This window comes from Janthinobacterium sp. PLB04 (assembly GCF_021165895.1).
Taxonomy (GTDB): Bacteria; Pseudomonadota; Gammaproteobacteria; order Burkholderiales; family Burkholderiaceae_D; genus Janthinobacterium; species Janthinobacterium lividum.
Map to the genome: position 1 here is coordinate 3,665,751 of NZ_CP088968.1, position 17,777 is coordinate 3,683,527.

A 17,777-nucleotide genomic window follows, 5' to 3' on the forward strand; every position below is an offset into this window, starting at 1 on the left:
CCGTTTGTTTTTACAATAAAAACCCTTGGAGATCCTCATGAAAAAAGTCATTACCGCCTCCCTGCTGCTGTCCGCCGCCTGCGGTGCTTTCGCCGCTGACAAACCGCTGAAATCGATCGGCGTGAGCGTGGGCGACCTGGCCAACCCGTTCTTCGTGGCCATTGGCCGCGGCGCGGAAGAAAGCGCGAAAAAGCTGGGCGGCCCTGGCGTGAAAGTCACCACGGTGTCCAGCAAGTATGACCTGAACACCCAGGTGGACCAGATCGAGAACTTCATCGCCAACAAGACCGACATCATCATCCTGAACGCCGTCGATTCCAAGGGCATCGCGCCAGCCATCAAGAAAGCGCGCAATGCGGGCGTGGTCGTGATCGCCGTCGACGTGGGCGCCGTGGGCGCCTCGGCCACCGTGATGTCCGATAACACCATGGCCGGCGACGTGTCGTGCGCCTACCTGGCCAAGCAGATCGGCGGCAAGGGCAATGTGGTGATCCTGAACGGCCCGCCGGTCACGTCCGTGATCGACCGCGTCAACGGTTGCAAGAAAACCCTGGCCGCGTTCAAGGATATCAAGATCCTGTCCGACAACCAGAACGCCGGCGGCAGCCGCGACGGCGGCATGACCGTGATGTCGAACCTGCTGACGGCCCATCCGAAGATCGACGGCGTGTTCGCCATCAACGACCCGACCGGCATCGGCGCCGAACTGGCGATCAAGCAATCGAAGCGCACGGACGTGAAACTGATCACGGCAGTCGATGGCGCGCCCGATGGCCAGAACGCCCTGAAAAACAAGGCCGGCCTGTTTGCCGCCACCTCGGCGCAAAACCCGTACCGCATGGCCACCGACGCCGTGCAGATGGGCTACGACATCATGAACGGCCGCACGCCGAAACAGACCATGGTGCTGTTGCCGACCCCGGCCATCACCAAGGAAAACGTCGCCACCTACACGGGCTGGGTAAAGAACTGATCTGCCTGACCTGAACCACGTGGCGCCGCCAGCCAGTTGGCAGGCGGCGCCAGTTTCACCAGCAAGGAAGGACAGTCATGAGCGACGATATTATTTTTGAAATGCGCGGCATCGAGAAGCGCTTTGGCGCCACGCGCGCGCTGCGCGGCGTGCACCTGACGGTGCGCAGCGGCGAAATCCATGCCGTGATGGGCGAGAACGGCGCCGGCAAGAGTACCCTGATGAAGATTTTATCCGGCGTGTACACGCCGGACGCGGGCGAGATCATCCTCGACGGTAAACCTATCCGTATCCGCAACCCGGGTGAGGCGCGCGCGCTGGGCATCAACCTGATCTACCAGGAATTGAGCGTAGCCAGGAACATGACGGTGGCGCAGAACGTCTTCATGGGCAGCGAGCCGCAAGGACCGTTCTGGACCATCAAGGGCGGCGAAATGCGCGCGCGCACGAATGCCATCCTGGCCGACCTCGGCTCCCGCTTCGACGCGGACACCATGGTCTCGACCCTGTCGATCGCCGAGCAGCAGCAGGTGGAAATCGCCCGCGCCCTCGTGCACGAAAGCCGCATCCTGATCATGGACGAGCCCACTGCCGCCCTGTCCGACCGGGAAACCGAACAATTGTTCCGCATCATCGAAGAACAGCGCGACAAGGGCCTGGCCGTGCTCTACATCAGCCACCGCATGGCCGAGGTGGAACGCCTGGCGCGCCGCATCACCGTGCTGCGCGACGGCGCCTATGTGGGCGAGCTGGGCAAGGATGAGCTGGATCAAAAGAAAGTCGTGCAAATGATGGTGGGGCGCCCCGCCGACGACTTTTATGCGCACCAGCGGCGCACCACGCGCGGCGCCGAGCGCCTGCGCGTGGAAAACGTGGGCGGCGGCAAGGTCAAGCCCGCCTCGTTCGCGCTGCATGCGGGTGAAGTGACGGGACTTGCCGGCCTGGTCGGCGCAGGCCGCACGGAACTGGCGCGCCTGATCTTTGGCGCCGACAAGAAGCAATCGGGGCAAGTATGGCTCGACGGCCAGGAAGTGCACATCCACCGGCCGCTGGCGGCCATCCGCCACGGCATCGGCTACCTGCCGGAAGACCGCAAGAGCCTGGGCCTGTTCATGCAATTGTCGGCCATGGAAAACATGTCGATGAACATCCTCTCCAAGCACTCCACGGCGGGCGTCGTCAACCGTGGCGCCCTGACCCAGCTGACGCGCGAGGCAATTGCCAACCTCAACGTGAAAGTGTCGGGACCGGAAGGCATCGTCGGCGGACTCTCCGGCGGCAACCAGCAAAAAGTCTTGCTGGCGCGCTGGCTGGCCATCGCGCCCAAGGTCCTCATCCTCGACGAACCGACGCGGGGCGTGGACGTGGGCGCGAAGAGCGAAATCTACAAGATCATCCACCAGCTGGCCGATGCGGGCACGGCCGTACTGTGCATTTCCAGCGAACTGGCCGAACTGGTCGGCATCTGCGACCGCGTGATGGTGATGTGCGAAGGACGCCTGACGGGCGAAGTGACGGGCGACGACATTACGCAGGAAAACATCCTTGCCTATGCCACGCAGCTGGAAGCGGCATAAAAACACCTGTCAAAACCTACTGCGCGTCGCGGGTTGCGGTTTCCGATGCTCACTGTGCATCCGCACAGTTCCGCGTCTCAACCACAACCCACATCCGCTCGCTACGGTTTTGTCAGGCGTTTTAAGAATACGTCTTAAATAATCATTCAGGAGACTCATGATGACAACTAGCACCACCCGCGGCGCCGCGCGCGCCGGCGAACCCTTCAATGCCTCGAACCTGATGCGCCGCCTGGGCATGCTGCCCGTGCTGGTGGTGCTCTACCTGGCCATGTATGGCCTGACCGTGTACTTCTCGGCCGATGGCACGTCAACGTTCATGACCAGCAATAACACCATGAACATCTTCCGCCAGGTGTCGATCAATATCGTGCTGGCGTCGGGCATGACCTTCGTCATTCTGACGAGCGGCATCGATTTGTCCGTCGGCTCCGTGCTGGCCGTCTCGGCCGTGGCAGGCATGCTGATGTCCCTGTCGGCCCAGTTCGCCGGCTTCTCGATTCCCGCCTTCCTCATCGTCGGCCTGCTGCTGGGCGCGCTCAATGGCGTGCTGGTGGCCCTCGTCGGCCTGAACCCGTTCGTGGTGACTTTGGGCACCATGACGGCCCTGCGCGGCGCGGCCTACCTGTTCGCCGACGGCACCAGCGTGCTGAACACGGAAATCCCCAGCTTCGAATGGATGGGTAACGGCAGCTTCCTGGCCGTGCCCTGGCTGATCTGGCTGGCCGCGGCCGTCGTCGTGCTGACGTGGTTCATCCTGCGCAAGACCACCCTGGGCCTGCATATCTACGCTGTCGGCGGCAATATCCAGGCGGCACGCTTGACGGGCATCAAGGTCGGCCTCGTGCTGATGTTTGTCTACACGATCAGCGGCCTGTTCGCGGGCCTGGGCGGCGCCATGTCGGCCAGCCGTCTGTATGCGGCCAACGGCAACTGGGGCACGGGATATGAGCTGGACGCCATCGCGGCCGTCGTGCTGGGCGGCACCAGCCTGATGGGCGGTGTGGGCTCCGTCTGGGGCACCGTCATCGGTGCCCTGATCATCGGCGTGATGAACAATGGCTTGACGATTCTGGGACTGTCGTCGTTCTGGCAGTATGTGGCGAAGGGTGTCGTGATCGTGCTGGCCGTGATTCTGGATAAATGGCGCCAGAGCCACGCGCAGAACTGATTGTGCTGGTGGTGTCGGGTTACGTGCTGCGCGCTAACCCGACCTACCGTTTACGTCGTAGGTCGGATTAGCGCTACGCGCGTAATCCGACCACACCCTAGAACACCAGCCGCATCTCCACATGCGCAATCCCCGCCTCTTCAAACACTTCCCCCTGCTGCACGAAACCGTGGCGCGCATAGAATGGCGCGGCCACGGTCTGCGCATTGAGCACCACCGCCGCATCGCCCCGTTCACGGGCTTTGTCCATCAGCAAGGTCAAAATGGCGCCGCCCACGCCCGTGCCGCGGCCCGGCTGGCGCACGGCCATGCGGCCGATGTGGCCGTCTGGCAATAAACGTCCCGTGCCGATGGCGTTGCCGGCGCCGTCGTAGGCGACGGCGTGCAGGCAGACGGCATCCATGTCGTCGAGTTCGATCTCGGCCGGCACTTTCTGTTCATCGACAAAGACTTCGAAACGGATGGCGGTGGCGTCAGGGCCCAGGGTGGCCCAGTCGCCGAGGCGGATGGTGTGATTGGTCATGGATATGCGCTAGTAAGAGACGGGCCGCAATTGTCGCACGGCCCGCCTTGCGGAAGGAAGGTCAGGCTAGTTTCACCAATTGCTTGCCGAAGTTGCGCCCTTTTAAGAGGCCGATGAACGCTTCCGGCGCGCTGGCCAGGCCATCGGCCACGGATTCGCGGAATTTCAGCTTGCCCGTCGCCACCAATGTTCCCAGTTCCGCCAATCCTTGCGGCCAGAATTCCGGCTGTTCCGACACGATGAAGCCGCGCACGGTGAGGCGGTTGGTGAGGATCAGGCGTGCATTGTCGAGCGGCGTCGGCTCGCCGTTGTAGCCGGCGATCCAGCCGCACACGGCCACGCGGCCAAACGCGTTGGTGCGCGCCAGGGCTGCATCGAAGATGGCGCCGCCCACGTTTTCAAAGATGGCGTCGATGCCGTCCGGCGTGGCCGCCGCCAGGTCGGCCTCCAGCTTGCCCGCCTTGTAATCGACGCAGGCATCGAAACCCAGTTCATTCACCACATACGCGCACTTGTCGGCGCCGCCAGCGATGCCGACGACCCGGCAGCCTTTCAATTTCGCCAGCTGGCCCACGACGCTGCCCACGGCACCGCTGGCGGCCGACACGACCACCGTTTCGCCCGCTTTCGGCGCCATGATCTGGTTCAATCCATACCAGGCGGTCATGCCCGGCATGCCGACGGAGCCCAGGTAGGCCGAGGCGGGAATATGCGTCGTGTCGACCTTGCGCAGCATGGTGCCGTCCGACACAGCCACTTCCGTCCAGCCCAAAGTCCCCACGACGGTGTCGCCCGCGGCAAACTTCGGATGCCTCGATTCCAGCACCACGCCCACCGTGCCGCCGATCATGGTTTCATCGAGCGCCTGCGGCGCCGCATAGCTTTTATTGGCGCTCATGCGCCCGCGCATGTAAGGATCGAGCGACAGATACTGGTTACGCACCAGCAACTGGCCATCCGCGATGGCGGGAATCTCTTTGGTTTCCAGACGAAAATGTGCCGGCTGCACTTCCTCATTGGAAGCGGGGCGCGAGGCGAGGACGATGCGTTGGTAGGTGGTCATGAATGCTCCTGTCATTTGTCAAATGAACCCCAGAGGCAAAGTCCGGGGTCAGACCCTCAGGGTCTGACCCCAGCCCTTCGCTTTGGGGTTAACGGGTTTTCACACTTCGTAATCCATACATTGCCGTGCTTCCCGCACGGCCCCAAAAAACGGCTTGATCTTCACGTGATCGGGATGGTTCTGGTAGGCGTCGAGCGCTTCGCGGCTGGCGAACTCGCTGTACAGGACGATGTCATAGGTGGCTTCCAGGCCCGGCTGGGCCACGGCTGCTTCGAATTTCAGGATGCCGGGCACCAGGTCCGAGCAGGAATCGAGCAGGGCTTTCAGTTTCAAGGCGTTCGTGGCGCGGTCGGCGCCTTCGGCGTGGTCTAACAGTTTCCAGAAAACGATGTGCTTGATCATGGTGGCGGGCTGGTTGTTTATTAATGAAGCATTACTGTACCCGCTATCGGCGCGCCTTGCAGGAAACGGGCGCGCAATGCAAACGGGCGGCCTTGTAAGCCGCCCGCAGACTGGATAAAACCTACCTTACAGCACTTCGAACAGGCCGGCCGCGCCCTGCCCGCCGCCGATGCACATGGTCACCACCACGTATTTGACGCCACGGCGCTTGCCTTCGATCAGGGCATGGCCCGTCAGGCGGGCGCCCGACACGCCATACGGGTGGCCGACGGCAATCGCGCCGCCGTTGACGTTCAGGCGGTCCATCGGGATGCCCAGGGTGTCGGCGCAATACAGCACTTGCACGGCGAACGCTTCGTTGAGTTCCCACAGGCCGATGTCGGCAACAGTCAAGCCCGCCTTTTTCAGCAGTTTCGGGATGGCAAACACGGGACCGATGCCCATTTCATCGGGTTCGCAGCCGGCCACGGCAAAGCCGCGGAAGATGCCCAGCGGTTGCAAGCCTTTCGCTTCTGCCACTTTCGCATTCATGACGATGGCCATCGCCGCGCCATCGGAAAACTGGCTGGCGTTGCCGGCGCTGATGACGCCGCCCGGGATGGCCGGACGGATCTTCGCCACGCCGTCGTAGGTCGTGTCGGCACGGATGCCTTCATCGGCGGAGATCGTCACTTCGCGCGACAGCAGCATGCCGCTGGCCTTGTCGGCCACGCCCATGATGGTGGTCATCGGCACGATTTCCGCGTCGAACAGGCCGGCCGCCTGGGCCGCGGCGGCGCGCTGCTGGCTTTGCGCGCCATACACATCCTGGCGTTCGCGCGAGATCTGGTAGCGCTTGGCCACGGTTTCGGCCGTCTGCAGCATGGGCCAGTACACTTCCGGCTTGTGCTGCTGCAGCCAGACGTCGCGGTACATATGCGTATTCATTTCATTTTGCACGCAGGAAATCGATTCCACGCCGCCGGCCGCATAGATATCGCCTTCGCCGGCGATGATGCGCTGCGCGGCCAGGGCGATCGCCTGCAAGCCCGACGAGCAGAAACGGTTGACGGTCATACCGGCCGTCGTCACGGGGCAGCCGCCGCGCAGGGCGACCTGGCGCGCGATATTGCCGCCCGTGGCGCCTTCCGGAAAGGCGCAGCCGACCAGCACGTCTTCCACTTCCTCCGCCTCGATGCGCGCGCGCTCGACGGCGGCCGCCAGCACGTGGCCGCCCAGGGTGGCGCCATGCGTCATGTTGAACGCGCCCTTCCAGGACTTGGCCAGGCCCGTGCGGGCGGTCGATACGATGACGGCTTCATTCATGCTGTGTCTCCTTGTGGGGAATATTATGGGGTGGAATATCTGCGGAATCAGAATAGCACATTTAAGTACGATCGTTCGCAAAGTTCTGGCGCGCATCAATTTGTAAGCTTGGTGTAAGTTTCAAGCAAGCATGACGTAAGGTTCGGAGAACACACTCGCCTCCAGCTGTTGCAAGAATGGTCAAAAAGACCGCGGCACCAGTTCACTATAAAACATAGGGAGACAAACCATGGCATCACCATCCGGCTCGGCCGACGTACGGAAATTTTCCACCAAAGGCACTCCGATCACGCCTGAGGAACGCAAGGTCATCTTTGCATCATCCTTGGGCACCGTCTTTGAATGGTACGATTTTTACCTGTACGGTTCGCTCGCTTCCATCATCGCCAAGCAATTCTTCATCGGCGACCCTACCACCACCTTCATCTTCGCGCTGCTGGCCTTTGCCGCCGGCTTCATCGTGCGTCCGTTCGGCGCGCTGGTCTTCGGCCGCCTGGGCGACATGATCGGCCGCAAGTACACCTTCCTGATCACCATCCTGATCATGGGCGGCTCCACCTTCATCGTCGGCTTGCTGCCGGGCCACGCTTCCATCGGCATCGCGGCACCGATCATCCTCGTTTTCCTGCGCATCCTGCAAGGCCTGGCGCTGGGCGGCGAGTACGGCGGCGCAGCCACCTATGTGGCCGAGCACGCGCCTGAAGGCAAGCGCGGCGCGTTCACGGCGTGGATACAAACGACGGCAACCCTGGGCTTCTTCCTGTCGCTGATGGTCATCCTGGGTACCCGCCTGGCGACCGGCGAGAAGGATTTCGAGGCATGGGGCTGGCGCATTCCCTTCCTGGTCTCCGTCATCCTGCTGGGTATTTCCGTGTGGATCCGCCTGGCCATGAATGAATCGCCGGCGTTTGCCAAGATGAAGGCCGAGGGCAAGACCTCGAAAGCCCCGCTGACGGAAGCGTTCGGCAAGTGGAAAAACCTGAAGATCGTCATCCTGGCCCTGATCGGCCTGACGGCCGGCCAGGCTGTCGTGTGGTACACGGGCCAGTTCTACGCCCTGTTCTTCATGATCCAGACCCTGAAAGTGGACCTGGCAACAGCCAACGTGCTCGTCGCCATCGCCCTGCTGCTGGCCACGCCATTCTTCCTGTTCTTCGGCAGCCTGTCCGACCGCATCGGCCGCAAGTACATCATCCTCGGCGGCTGCCTGATCGCCGCTGCGACCTATTTCCCGATCTTCAACGGCCTGACCCACTTCGCCAATCCGCAACTGGAAGCAGCACTGAAGAACTCGCCAGTGGTGGTGGTCGCCGATCCTGCTTCCTGCCACTTCCAGTTCAACATGACGGGCACGAAGAAATTCCCATCGTCGTGCGACATCGCCACGGGCTTCCTGTCGAACAGCTCGGTGAACTACACGAAGGAAGACGCACCGGCGGGCAGTATCGCCAAGGTACGCATCGGCACGAAGGAATTCACGTCGTTTAACGCCGTCATGACGGCCGATGGCTTGAACTTCGATGCGGAAAGCAAGGCCCACGAAGCGGCGCTGAAGAAAGAACTGGGCGCCGGCATCAAGGAAGCGGGCTACCCTGCGAAAGCCGATCCGGACCAGATCAACAAGCCGATGGTGGTCTTGCTGCTGTTCATCCTGGTGCTGTACGTGACCATGGTGTATGGCCCGATCGCCGCCATGCTGGTGGAAATGTTCCCGACCCGTATCCGCTACACCTCGATGTCCCTGCCCTACCATATCGGTAACGGCTGGTTCGGCGGCTTGCTGCCGACCACGGCCTTCGCGCTGGTGGCCTTCAAGGGCGATATCTATTACGGCCTGTGGTATCCGATCGTCGTCGCCCTGGCGACTGTCGTGATCGGCACCCTGTTCGTCAAGGAAACCAAGGACAACAATATCTACGCCGACGATTGATCTGATGCATGCCCCGGTCGCAAGGCCGGGGTTCGCAAAGCAAAACGCCGCTGACTCGTCAGCGGCGTTTTTTTATGCGGCGTATGCGGCGGCGAACTTGCCGAACTTACTTGTCGCTCTTGCCCTTTTTCAGCTGGTCGCGCTGCTGCACGTATTCCTGGTAGCTGGTCTGGTTGCGCTTGCGGCAGGCATTCCGGTCGTCAAAATTATTGAGGCTGTTGCAATACTCGCCGATCTTGTCCCGGTTTGCGTCATACAGTACTTCGCAGCCAGTGATGGCCAGCAAGAAGGGAATGATCAGATATTTCATTGCTACTCTCATGGATAGGGACGGGATTGCGCGAAAAAACACCAGATTGCCCACTGGATAAGCGGGCAGCTTTATCTTAACGCGATCTTGACGAAAAGTACAAGCGCTCGGTATTACTTAATGGAAAGGATTGCCTGCGCGCCCGCCACTGCATGCTATGGTGGCAGTTTCTCCCAGCAGATTCGTACCAGGCATGCCGACCATTCCTCCCGCCCCCTGCGGCCCACTGCAGCAGCATTTCGACGCCTTGCTGCAAGACGTTTGCGCCAGCCTGGCTGCGCACGCCGGTAGCTTGCTGGACGGCATATACCTGTATGGCAGCGTCGCCCGCGGCGACGCCACGCCGGGCGTATCCGACCTCGACCTGACCCTGGTACTGCGCCATCCGCCCACGCAGCAGCAGGCCGGCGCGCTGGAGGCGCTGCGCCTGGCCTTGCAGGCGCGCCACCGCGAAGTCAAGAAGATCGATTTCGATATCGGCCACCGGGCCCAGGTACTGGCGCCGGAGCACCTGTACAGCTGGGGCTACTGGCTCAAGCACCAGTGCCGCTGCCTGTGGGGCGAAGACCTGGCGCGGCACTTTGCGCCGTTCGCGCCCTCGCGCGCCATTGCCCTGGCCGTGAATGGCGACTTTGCCCGCGTGCTGGACGAGTATGCGCAGCGCCTTGATGACGAGCGCGACCCTGCCGTCATCGCCCGCCTGCAGCGCGAAGCGTCGCGCAAGCTGATCCGTTCCTGCAACACCCTGCGCCAGGATGGCGATCCAGGCTGGCCCGCCAGCCTGGACGAGCATGTCGCGCTGTTGCTGCGGCACTCTCCCGCCATGCAGGCGCCCATCGCGTATTTCCTGGCCCAGGCCGGGCCCGGTGCCGCGCCAGCCAGCGGTTTTACGCCAGCGCTGCGCCAGTTCACGCTGTGGCTGGCGCAGCAACAGGCAAGCTAAACGCCCGGCTCTTCGTTCAACAAGGGATTATCCGCCGCAAACGCCGCCAGGTGCTCGAGCAGCACGCGCACGCGGGCCGGCAGGTAGCGCCGCTGCGCCCACACGGCATACACATGGCGCGGCTGCGGCATCCAGTCGGGCAAGACGCGCACGAGGCTGCCCCGGGCCACTTCCTCGCGGCATTGTAAAAGCGGGCACAGCAGGATGCCGATGCCCGCGTCGGCCATCTCCACGGCCAAACGCATCTCGTTGACGCGCAGGCGCGCCTGCGGTTCGATCACCATTTCGGCGCCGTCGCCGGGCCGCCGCAGCCGCCAGCTGCGCAGCGGCTCGGCCACGATCAGCTCGTGCTTTTCCAATTCCTGCAAGTCGCGCGGCACGCCGGCGCGCGCCAGATAGCCGGGCGCGGCCACCATCACCAGCGCGGCACTGCCCAGCCGGCGCTGCATCAGCGAGGAATCGTCGAGCGCGCCCACGCGGATGGCCAGGTCGGCGCCGCTGCCCACCAGGTCTTGCAGCAGGTTCGACAGTTCCAGCTCGAGGCGGATATCCGGATACTTCTGCATGAAACTGACCCAGGCCGGCGTCAGCAAGCCGCTGGCGAAGTTGACGGGCGCCAGCACGCGGATGCTGCCCGAAACGGCCGACAGGCTGGCGTCGAGCTGCTGCGTCGCCTGCCGCAAGGCATGCACCAAGGGGCGGCACTGCTCGTAGTATTGCCAGCCCTCCGCCGTCGGCTGCAGGCGGCGCGCGCTGCGGTTGAGCAAGCGGTAGCCGAGCTGGCTTTCCAGCTTTTGCAGCCGGCGCGTGACGGTCGCGGCGGGCAAGTCTTCCTTCACGGCCGCCGCATGCAGGCTACCCGCCTCGACAATGGCGACAAACAGGGCTAAGTCATCAAGCATGATTGCATTTTCGGAATTTGAAATTAAAAATATGGCTCTAGTATAGATTGCTGCAAGTCGTTACGCTGCCATATCCTCATATCTTGAAAGTGCGCCATGTCCGAAGCCCTGCGTTTGCGCTGTGTATTTGCCTTCCTGATGTCGCTGGTCATGACCCTGCTGATGAGCGCCTGGGTCACCTGGCTGAATATCGGCCTGCAGGCCGACTTCCTGCCCCGCTGGCGCCATGCGTTCTTTGCCGCCTGGCCCGTGGCCTTCTGCGCCGTGATGCTGTTCGCGCCCCGCGTGCAGCTGTTCAGCCGCACTATCGTGGCCCGCCTGGCGCGTCCGGCGTCACCAAGCTGCCCCGCCTGCCCGGCCGGTGCGCCATGTGCCTGCGCCAGCCGCACTTAACCGGCAGTCGGCCAGCAACAGTATCACTCGGTCACTCCCGCCCACGGCCGCCCTGATCCGGGCTATGCTATGGCCGTCCTTGTTTTTACAGCGGAGTGCCCATGCTCGATCACGTTTCCCTCACTGTCAGCGATCTGGAGCGCGCCGAGCGCTTCTATGACGCCATCTTTGCCGCGCTGAACGTGCCCAAGGTGGGCAGCGACCATGCCAACGCCTGGATAGGCTACGGCGAGCGCAGCGATGCGGAGCATCCCGGGCGCAGCTATTTTTCCGTGCGCCTGGGTCCCAAGCCCGACGACGCGCCGCGCCGCCATTGCTGCTTCAAGGCCCCCTCGCGCGCGGCCGTGGAAGCGTTCTGGCACGCGGGACTGGCGCACGGCGGCATCGACCTGGGCGCGCCCGGCTTGCGCCACTATCACGCCAGCTATTACGCGGCCTTTTTGTTCGATCCGGACGGCAACCGCATCGAAGCCGTCTGCCATCGCGCCGACGCCGGCTGACAGGACGGTAAATCCGCCTCTGTTCGGCATTTCCACTTCGGCACGATTTGCCTATAATGGCTGGCAAGCCATACCGGTCCCCGGTCCGTGCACCAAGAAGGAGATTCATGCATCATCTATTCGTCGGCCGCCCCGCGCGCACCATGCTCCTCTCCAGCGCCGGCTTGCTGCTGGCAAGCTGTTTTTCCGGCTGCTCCCTGTTGCCATCCACCCCGGTCATGCCAGGCGTGCCGGCCACCGCCGCCCTGCCCGACGCCAGCATCGCCTACACCCTGAGCGGCCAGGGCGGCTTGCCCGTGGTCTTCCAGTCGGCCATGGGCGACGGCAAGGATGTGTGGGCCAAGGTGGTGCCCGAAGTGGCCAGGCAGCACCGCGTGCTCGTGTACGACCGTCCCGGCTACGGCGAGAGCAAAAAGACCACCACGCCGCGCGATCCCTGCACCGTTGCTGCCCAGCAGCGTGCCCTGCTGACGCAAGCGGGCTTGAAACCGCCGTATGTGCTGGTCGGCCATGGCCTGGGCGGGCTGTACCAGTACGTGTATGCCAGGCTGTACCCGCAGGACGTGGCCGGCCTGGTCTTGCTCGATCCCACGCACCCGCAGCAATGGAACCGCCTGCAGACGGACGCGTCCACCTACGCCATGCTCGTCAAGACGCGGCGCAAGCTGATGTTCAACAGTACGGAATCGGCCGAATTCGATGCCCAGACGCAGTGCCTGCAACATGTCGATATGAGCAGCCCGCTGCGCGTGCCCGCCATGCTGCTGGTGCGCGACAAGTTCGGCATCGAGGAAATGGGCTCGTTTGAAAACGTGGTGCGGGCCCAGGAAAAGGATTGGCAGCGCCTGTCCGGCGCGCCAGCCATCGAGCGCATCACGGGCACCGGCTACTACATCCAGAAGGACAACCCCGTCATCGTCAACGAGGCGGTCAAGATGGTGGCGAAGAAAAAATAACAACGTAGGTCGGATTAGCGGCATGTCGCGTAATCCGACACCGCTATGGCCGACAATGTTGTCGGATTACGCGAGGCGGAGCCTCGCTAATCCGACCTACATCTTTTCAACCGTGCCTCATCAGCTGTTGAAACCCTTGCCCTCGCCCGCCAGTTTCACCAGCAGCGGTGCCGGCGTCCACGCTTCGCCGTGGCGGCCTTTCGCATAGCCGGCGATCGTATCGAGCACGTTCGGCAAGCCGACCGTATCCGCGTAGAACATCGGGCCGCCGCGGAACAGCGGGAAACCGTAGCCCGTCAGATACACCATGTCGATGTCCGAGGCGCGCAGGGCGATGCCCTCTTCCAGGATGCGCGCGCCTTCATTGACGAGCGCATACACGAGGCGTTCGACGATTTCCTGGTCGCTGATCTTGCGCCGTGCCACGCCGATGTCGGAGGAATGCTGGACTATCATGGCGTTGACCTGTTCCGACGGATACGCCTTGCGGTCGCCCGGCTTGTAGTCATACCAGCCGGCGCCCGTCTTCTGGCCGTAGCGCCCCAGTTCGCACAGCAGGTCGGCCGTCTTCGAATACGTCACTTCCGGTTTTTCCACGTAGCGGCGCTTGCGGATGGCCCAGCCGATGTCGTTACCGGCCAGGTCGCCCATGCGGAACGGGCCCATGGCGAAGCCGAATTTCTCGACCGCCTTGTCGACCTGTTCCGGCAGACAGCCTTCTTCCAGCAGGAAACCGGCCTGGCGGCTGTACTGCTCGATCATGCGGTTGCCGATGAAACCGTCGCACACGCCCGAGACGACGCCCGTTTTTTTCAGCTTTTTCGACAGCGCCAGCGCCGTGGCCAGCACCTCCTTGCCCGTTTCCTTGCCACGGACGATTTCCAGCAGCTTCATGACGTTCGCGGGGCTGAAGAAATGCGTGCCGATCACGTCTTGCGGGCGCTTGGTGAACGCGGCGATCTTGTCCAGGTCCAGGGTCGACGTGTTCGAGGCGAGGATGGCGCCCGGCTTCATGACGGCGTCCAGCTGCTTGAAGACGGTTTCCTTCACGCCCAGTTCCTCGAAGACGGCTTCGATGACGATGTCCGCCTGCGCAATGTCGGCGTAGGCCAGCGTGCCGCTAACGAGCGCGATGCGCTGCTCGGCCTTCTCTTGCGTCAGCTTGCCCTTCTTCACCGTGTTCTCGTAATTCTTACGGATGGTGGCTAGGCCCTTGTCCAGCGCTTCCTGCTTCGTTTCCAGCAAGATGACGGGAATGCCCGCGTTGGCGAAATTCATGGCGATGCCACCACCCATGGTGCCGGCGCCGACGATGGCCGCGCTGGCGATCGTGCGCACGGGGGTATCGGACGGCACGTCCGGCACCTTGCTGGCGACGCGTTCGGCAAAGAAGGCGTGGCGCAGGGCTTTCGATTCGGGCGACTGCACCAGCTGCATGAACAGTTCACGCTCGTACTTCAAGCCTTCGTCGAATTTCATCGTCACGGCGGCCGCCACGGCATCGACGCATTTCAGCGGTGCGGGGAACGGGCCGGACATGGCTTTCACGGTATTGCGCGAAAACTGCAAAAACGCTTCGTGGTTCGGGTAATCAACCTTGCGCTCGCGCACTTTCGGCAGCGGGCGCACGTCGCCCACTTTGGCGGCGAAGGCCACGGCGGCGGCCAGCAAGTCCGCGCCGGGCGCGATGACTTCGTCGAACAGGGCCGTGCCGGCCAGTTTTTCGGACGCCACGGGCGTGCCCGAGACGATCATGTTCAGGGCCATTTCCAGTCCCAGCACGCGCGGCAGGCGCTGCGTACCGCCCGCGCCCGGCAAGATGCCGAGTTTGACTTCCGGCAAGGCCATCTGCGCGCCCGGTGCTGCCACGCGGTAGTTGCAGCCCAGCGCCAGCTCCAAGCCGCCCCCCATGCAGACGCTGTGGATGGCCGCCACGACCGGCTTGGTCGATTGCTCGACGACGTTGATCAGGGTGTGGAGAGTCGGTTCCGTGAGCGCCTTGGGCGAATTGAATTCCTTGATATCGGCACCGCCCGAAAAGGCCTTGCCTGCGCCCGTGATGACGATGGCTTTGACGGACTCGTCCGCCAGCGCCTGGCGGATGCCGGCCACGGCGGCCGTGCGCGTGGCCAGGCCCAGTCCATTGACGGGCGGATTGGCGAGGGTAATGACGGCAACGGCGCCGTTCACTTGATATTCAGCACTCATGTCTCTTCCTTATTGATTTTGCTCAGCGATGAGGTGGTTGCAAGGGATGAAGCTTCACTATACCGCATAAAAGAACGCTCGTATTATTTTTGTCGTGGCGTGCCCGGCGCCAGCATGGTACGCCATGGTACAACATCGTTTGCGGAAAGATTCTGCTGCAAGCAGCAAGCTCCCGTAGAAGCTATCACTTGGATATTCATTTAAATAATAAAAGCACAATAATAATAACGACGTTTTATTATGCAAAATAAAGGGATTGTTATATGCGGGCATGGGTCAATTACGACAGTTTTGACATTATTTATTTCCGCCCCTTGTTTTTCGCCAGATGCTGGGGAATAATCAAATTGTTGATTCAAATCAATACTCTACAATTTATCCACTATAAGGCAAACCGCAGGGCAAACACTGGCGGCCGTTGATCGCGCACATTCTCACCGATTATCACCAGATGTCGATCCATGCAATAACATCGCTGCCTTATATGGATAGCAGAAAAAATAATAACAGCAGCCTTATCGTTCCCATTCCTCTTCTCACCCCGAAGGAAATACTATGGACGCAGCCAGCCATGTCAGCCACTCCCAGGATCTGGACTTACAAGCGATAAATACTGCATTGAACCGTGTCCAGGCCGTCATCGAATTCGAACTCGACGGCACCATCCTGCATGCGAATGACAATTTCCTGCGCGTCCTCGGCTATACCCTGGACGAAGTGCAAGGCAAGCACCATGCCATCTTCTGCGACCCCGACTATGTGAAAACGGCCGAATACGCCACCTTCTGGGCCAAACTGGGACGTGGCGAGTTCGACCATGGCGAATACAAGCGCCGCGCCAAGGATGGGCGCGAAGTGTGGATCAATGCGTCCTACAATCCCATCCTCGATGCGGACGGCAAGCCGTATAAAGTCATCAAGTTTGCTACCGACATCACGGCCAGCAAGCGCCGCAACGCCGATTATGAAGGCAAGATCGACGCCATCAGCAAGGCCCAGGCTGTGATCGAGTTCCGGCTCGACGGCACCATCCTCGACGCCAACGACAATTTCCTCAAGTCCGTCGGCTACACGCTCGATGAGATCAAGGGCAAGCACCACCGCATGTTTTGCCTGCCCGACTACGCCAGGAGCGACGACTATGCGCAGTTCTGGCAGAAGCTGGGGCAAGGCCAGTTCGACTCGGGCGAATACAAACGCGTCACCAAGGACGGCCGCGAAATCTGGCTCAATGCCTCGTACAACCCCATTTTCGATGCGGAAGGACGGCCCTTCAAGGTAGTCAAGTTCGCCAGCGACATCACGGCCCTGAAAATGCGCAATGCCGAATACGAAGGCAAGGTCAGCGCCATCGGCAAGGCGCAGGCCGTGATCGAATTCGACATGCACGGCAATGTGCTGGACGCAAACGACAATTTCCTCGCCGTCATGGACTACGACTTGAGCGATATCCAGGGCGAACACCATCGCATGTTTTGCGAGCCCGAGTACGCGAGCAGCCCCGAGTACAAGAAATTCTGGCAAAAGCTCAACCGCGGCGAATTCGACGCGGGCCGCTACAAGCGCCTGGGCAACCATGGCAAGGTAGTGTGGATACAGGCCACCTACAACCCCATCCTGGACCTGAACGGCAAGCCGTATAAAGTGGTCAAGTTCGCCATCGACATCACGGAACAGGTGAACCTGGAAAACAGCATCCAGTCCAAGGCCGCCAACGACAGCCGCAAGGTCAATGCCCTGCTTGAATCGGTGGCGCGCGCGGCGCAAGGCGACCTGACCTGCAATATCGTGCCCGAGGGCGACGAGCCGATCGACCTGCTGGCCGGCGGCATCAGCAAGATGATCGTCGACTTGCGCGGCGTGATCGGCAACGTGGTATCGGCCGCGAACGGCTTTGCCGACGCCTCGCACGCGATCGCCGAACGGGCCACGGGCGTGGCCGTGGGCACGCAGGCGCTTGGCGCCACGGTGGAAGAAATGAACGCGTCCATCGACGGTTTGACGTTCTCCATCAATTCCATCGCGGAAAACACCTCGAACGCCGATTACCTGGCGAAAGCCACGCAGCAGGAAGCGGAAGCGGGCGCGCGCGCCGTCGCCAAGTCGATCGAGGCGATGGACTTGATCAACCGCTCCTCGGAAGACATCGGCGAAATCGTCAAGGTGATCAGCGAAATCGCCAACCAGACAAACATGCTGGCCTTCAACGCGGCCATCGAAGCGGCCCGCGCGGGCGAGCACGGCCTGGGCTTTTCCGTCGTTGCCGACGAGGTGCGCAAGCTGGCCGAGCGCTCCTCGCAGGCAACAAAAGAGATTTCCAAGCTGATCAACGAATCCGTCAAGCGCGTCTCGACGGGCAGCGAAATCTCGCGCCAGGCCAGCGACGCCTTCGACAAGATCGTCTCGGGCGTGGCGAAGACCACCCTGGCCATTTCCGATATCTCGAAGGCGGCCAATGAACAGCTGCTGACGGCGCGCGAAGTATCCACGGCCATCCAGTACATCGCCGAGGAAACGGAAAAGTCGGCCGCCAACTGCGACAGCATCGCCCGCTCGACGGATGGGTTGAACGAGCGCGCTGGCAGCCTGAACCAGACTGTATCCGGCTTCGTGGTGTAAGC

Annotated in this window: 16 protein-coding genes; 9 read left to right on the forward strand and 7 right to left on the reverse strand. The window is 62.1% G+C overall.

The annotated features are described in order from the left end of the window. Nucleotides 1–37: 37 nt before the first annotated feature. The 3 genes from LSO07_RS16230 (at nt 38) to LSO07_RS16240 (ending at nt 3,721) form a co-directional block, all read left to right on the forward strand. Nucleotides 38–973, forward strand: coding sequence for an ABC transporter substrate-binding protein (locus LSO07_RS16230; protein ID WP_077404737.1), 936 nt, complete (start codon nt 38–40; stop codon nt 971–973). Nucleotides 974–1,050: 77 nt separating this feature from the next. Continuing rightward, nucleotides 1,051–2,550, forward strand: coding sequence for a sugar ABC transporter ATP-binding protein (locus LSO07_RS16235; protein ID WP_151095424.1), 1,500 nt, complete (start codon nt 1,051–1,053; stop codon nt 2,548–2,550). A gap of 160 nt (nt 2,551–2,710) precedes the next feature. Beyond that, on the forward strand, nt 2,711–3,721 hold the full coding sequence (locus LSO07_RS16240; RefSeq protein WP_070279901.1) for an ABC transporter permease subunit: 1,011 nt from the start codon (nt 2,711–2,713) through the stop codon (nt 3,719–3,721). 97 nt (nt 3,722–3,818) lie between these two features. Here LSO07_RS16240 and LSO07_RS16245 read toward each other — a convergent pair whose 3' ends face one another. The 4 genes from LSO07_RS16245 to LSO07_RS16260 all read right to left on the reverse strand — a co-directional run bounded on the left by LSO07_RS16245 (nt 3,819) and on the right by LSO07_RS16260 (nt 7,014). Next, nucleotides 3,819–4,244, reverse strand: coding sequence for a GNAT family N-acetyltransferase (locus LSO07_RS16245; protein ID WP_099387838.1), 426 nt, complete (start codon nt 4,242–4,244; stop codon nt 3,819–3,821). Nucleotides 4,245–4,305: 61 nt separating this feature from the next. Further along, nucleotides 4,306–5,307: an NADP-dependent oxidoreductase gene (locus tag LSO07_RS16250; RefSeq protein WP_151095425.1), complete on the reverse strand. Its 1,002-nt coding sequence runs from the start codon at nt 5,305–5,307 to the stop codon at nt 4,306–4,308. Between the two features lie 99 nt (nt 5,308–5,406). Further along, nucleotides 5,407–5,709 (reverse strand): Dabb family protein, encoded by a 303-nt coding sequence (locus LSO07_RS16255; protein ID WP_151095427.1) that lies wholly within the window; start codon nt 5,707–5,709, stop codon nt 5,407–5,409. Nucleotides 5,710–5,835: 126 nt separating this feature from the next. Next, nucleotides 5,836–7,014, reverse strand: coding sequence for an acetyl-CoA C-acyltransferase (locus LSO07_RS16260; protein ID WP_099387840.1), 1,179 nt, complete (start codon nt 7,012–7,014; stop codon nt 5,836–5,838). 229 nt (nt 7,015–7,243) lie between these two features. On the opposite strand from LSO07_RS16260, the gene LSO07_RS16265 reads away from it, so the two are divergent. Then, nucleotides 7,244–8,944 (forward strand): MFS transporter, encoded by a 1,701-nt coding sequence (locus LSO07_RS16265; protein ID WP_034784609.1) that lies wholly within the window; start codon nt 7,244–7,246, stop codon nt 8,942–8,944. Nucleotides 8,945–9,050: 106 nt separating this feature from the next. Here LSO07_RS16265 and LSO07_RS16270 read toward each other — a convergent pair whose 3' ends face one another. Next, nucleotides 9,051–9,254: a hypothetical protein gene (locus LSO07_RS16270; RefSeq protein ID WP_034784610.1), complete on the reverse strand. Its 204-nt coding sequence runs from the start codon at nt 9,252–9,254 to the stop codon at nt 9,051–9,053. Between the two features lie 193 nt (nt 9,255–9,447). Here LSO07_RS16270 and LSO07_RS16275 point away from each other — a divergent pair, with 193 nt between their 5' ends. After that, nucleotides 9,448–10,197 (forward strand): nucleotidyltransferase domain-containing protein, encoded by a 750-nt coding sequence (locus LSO07_RS16275; protein WP_151095429.1) that lies wholly within the window; start codon nt 9,448–9,450, stop codon nt 10,195–10,197. On the opposite strand, the gene LSO07_RS16280 is transcribed toward LSO07_RS16275, so the two are convergent. Further along, nucleotides 10,194–11,099 carry a LysR family transcriptional regulator gene (locus LSO07_RS16280; protein ID WP_151095431.1) on the reverse strand — a complete coding sequence of 302 codons (906 nt, stop codon included), beginning with the start codon at nt 11,097–11,099 and terminating at the stop codon, nt 10,194–10,196. The two genes, LSO07_RS16275 and LSO07_RS16280, sit on opposite strands and share 4 nt — an antisense overlap. A gap of 96 nt (nt 11,100–11,195) precedes the next feature. Here LSO07_RS16280 and LSO07_RS16285 point away from each other — a divergent pair, with 96 nt between their 5' ends. From LSO07_RS16285 to LSO07_RS16295, 3 genes are all read left to right on the forward strand, one after another. Beyond that, on the forward strand, nt 11,196–11,492 hold the full coding sequence (locus tag LSO07_RS16285) for a DUF2798 domain-containing protein (protein WP_099387842.1): 297 nt from the start codon (nt 11,196–11,198) through the stop codon (nt 11,490–11,492). 101 nt (nt 11,493–11,593) lie between these two features. Then, nucleotides 11,594–11,992, forward strand: a complete 399-nt coding sequence (locus tag LSO07_RS16290) for a VOC family protein (RefSeq protein WP_151095433.1) — start codon at nt 11,594–11,596, stop codon at nt 11,990–11,992. Between the two features lie 107 nt (nt 11,993–12,099). After that, nucleotides 12,100–12,948: an alpha/beta fold hydrolase gene (locus LSO07_RS16295; RefSeq protein WP_191909693.1), complete on the forward strand. Its 849-nt coding sequence runs from the start codon at nt 12,100–12,102 to the stop codon at nt 12,946–12,948. A gap of 120 nt (nt 12,949–13,068) precedes the next feature. Here LSO07_RS16295 and LSO07_RS16300 read toward each other — a convergent pair whose 3' ends face one another. Then, a complete protein-coding gene (locus LSO07_RS16300) occupies nt 13,069–15,156 on the reverse strand; it encodes a 3-hydroxyacyl-CoA dehydrogenase NAD-binding domain-containing protein (RefSeq protein WP_151095440.1) in 2,088 nt (695 codons plus the stop codon). Nucleotides 15,157–15,711: 555 nt separating this feature from the next. Between LSO07_RS16300 and LSO07_RS16305 the strand changes: the two genes are divergently transcribed. After that, a complete protein-coding gene (locus LSO07_RS16305) occupies nt 15,712–17,775 on the forward strand; it encodes a methyl-accepting chemotaxis protein (RefSeq protein ID WP_080753571.1) in 2,064 nt (687 codons plus the stop codon). The last annotated feature ends 2 nt before the right edge of the window (nt 17,776–17,777 follow it).

Coding starts and splice junctions, on each gene's coding strand:
- LSO07_RS16245 (WP_099387838.1), bottom strand. CDS start 4,244: ATGACCAATCACACCATCCGCCTCGGCGACTGGGCCACCCTGGGCCCT.
- LSO07_RS16290 (WP_151095433.1), top strand. CDS start 11,594: ATGCTCGATCACGTTTCCCTCACTGTCAGCGATCTGGAGCGCGCCGAG.
- LSO07_RS16285 (WP_099387842.1), top strand. CDS start 11,196: ATGTCCGAAGCCCTGCGTTTGCGCTGTGTATTTGCCTTCCTGATGTCG.
- LSO07_RS16230 (WP_077404737.1), top strand. CDS start 38: ATGAAAAAAGTCATTACCGCCTCCCTGCTGCTGTCCGCCGCCTGCGGT.
- LSO07_RS16270 (WP_034784610.1), bottom strand. CDS start 9,254: ATGAAATATCTGATCATTCCCTTCTTGCTGGCCATCACTGGCTGCGAA.
- LSO07_RS16265 (WP_034784609.1), top strand. CDS start 7,244: ATGGCATCACCATCCGGCTCGGCCGACGTACGGAAATTTTCCACCAAA.
- LSO07_RS16250 (WP_151095425.1), bottom strand. CDS start 5,307: ATGACCACCTACCAACGCATCGTCCTCGCCTCGCGCCCCGCTTCCAAT.
- LSO07_RS16240 (WP_070279901.1), top strand. CDS start 2,711: ATGACAACTAGCACCACCCGCGGCGCCGCGCGCGCCGGCGAACCCTTC.
- LSO07_RS16295 (WP_191909693.1), top strand. CDS start 12,100: ATGCATCATCTATTCGTCGGCCGCCCCGCGCGCACCATGCTCCTCTCC.
- LSO07_RS16300 (WP_151095440.1), bottom strand. CDS start 15,156: ATGAGTGCTGAATATCAAGTGAACGGCGCCGTTGCCGTCATTACCCTC.
- LSO07_RS16275 (WP_151095429.1), top strand. CDS start 9,448: ATGCCGACCATTCCTCCCGCCCCCTGCGGCCCACTGCAGCAGCATTTC.
- LSO07_RS16235 (WP_151095424.1), top strand. CDS start 1,051: ATGAGCGACGATATTATTTTTGAAATGCGCGGCATCGAGAAGCGCTTT.
- LSO07_RS16260 (WP_099387840.1), bottom strand. CDS start 7,014: ATGAATGAAGCCGTCATCGTATCGACCGCCCGCACGGGCCTGGCCAAG.
- LSO07_RS16305 (WP_080753571.1), top strand. CDS start 15,712: ATGGACGCAGCCAGCCATGTCAGCCACTCCCAGGATCTGGACTTACAA.
- LSO07_RS16280 (WP_151095431.1), bottom strand. CDS start 11,099: ATGCTTGATGACTTAGCCCTGTTTGTCGCCATTGTCGAGGCGGGTAGC.
- LSO07_RS16255 (WP_151095427.1), bottom strand. CDS start 5,709: ATGATCAAGCACATCGTTTTCTGGAAACTGTTAGACCACGCCGAAGGC.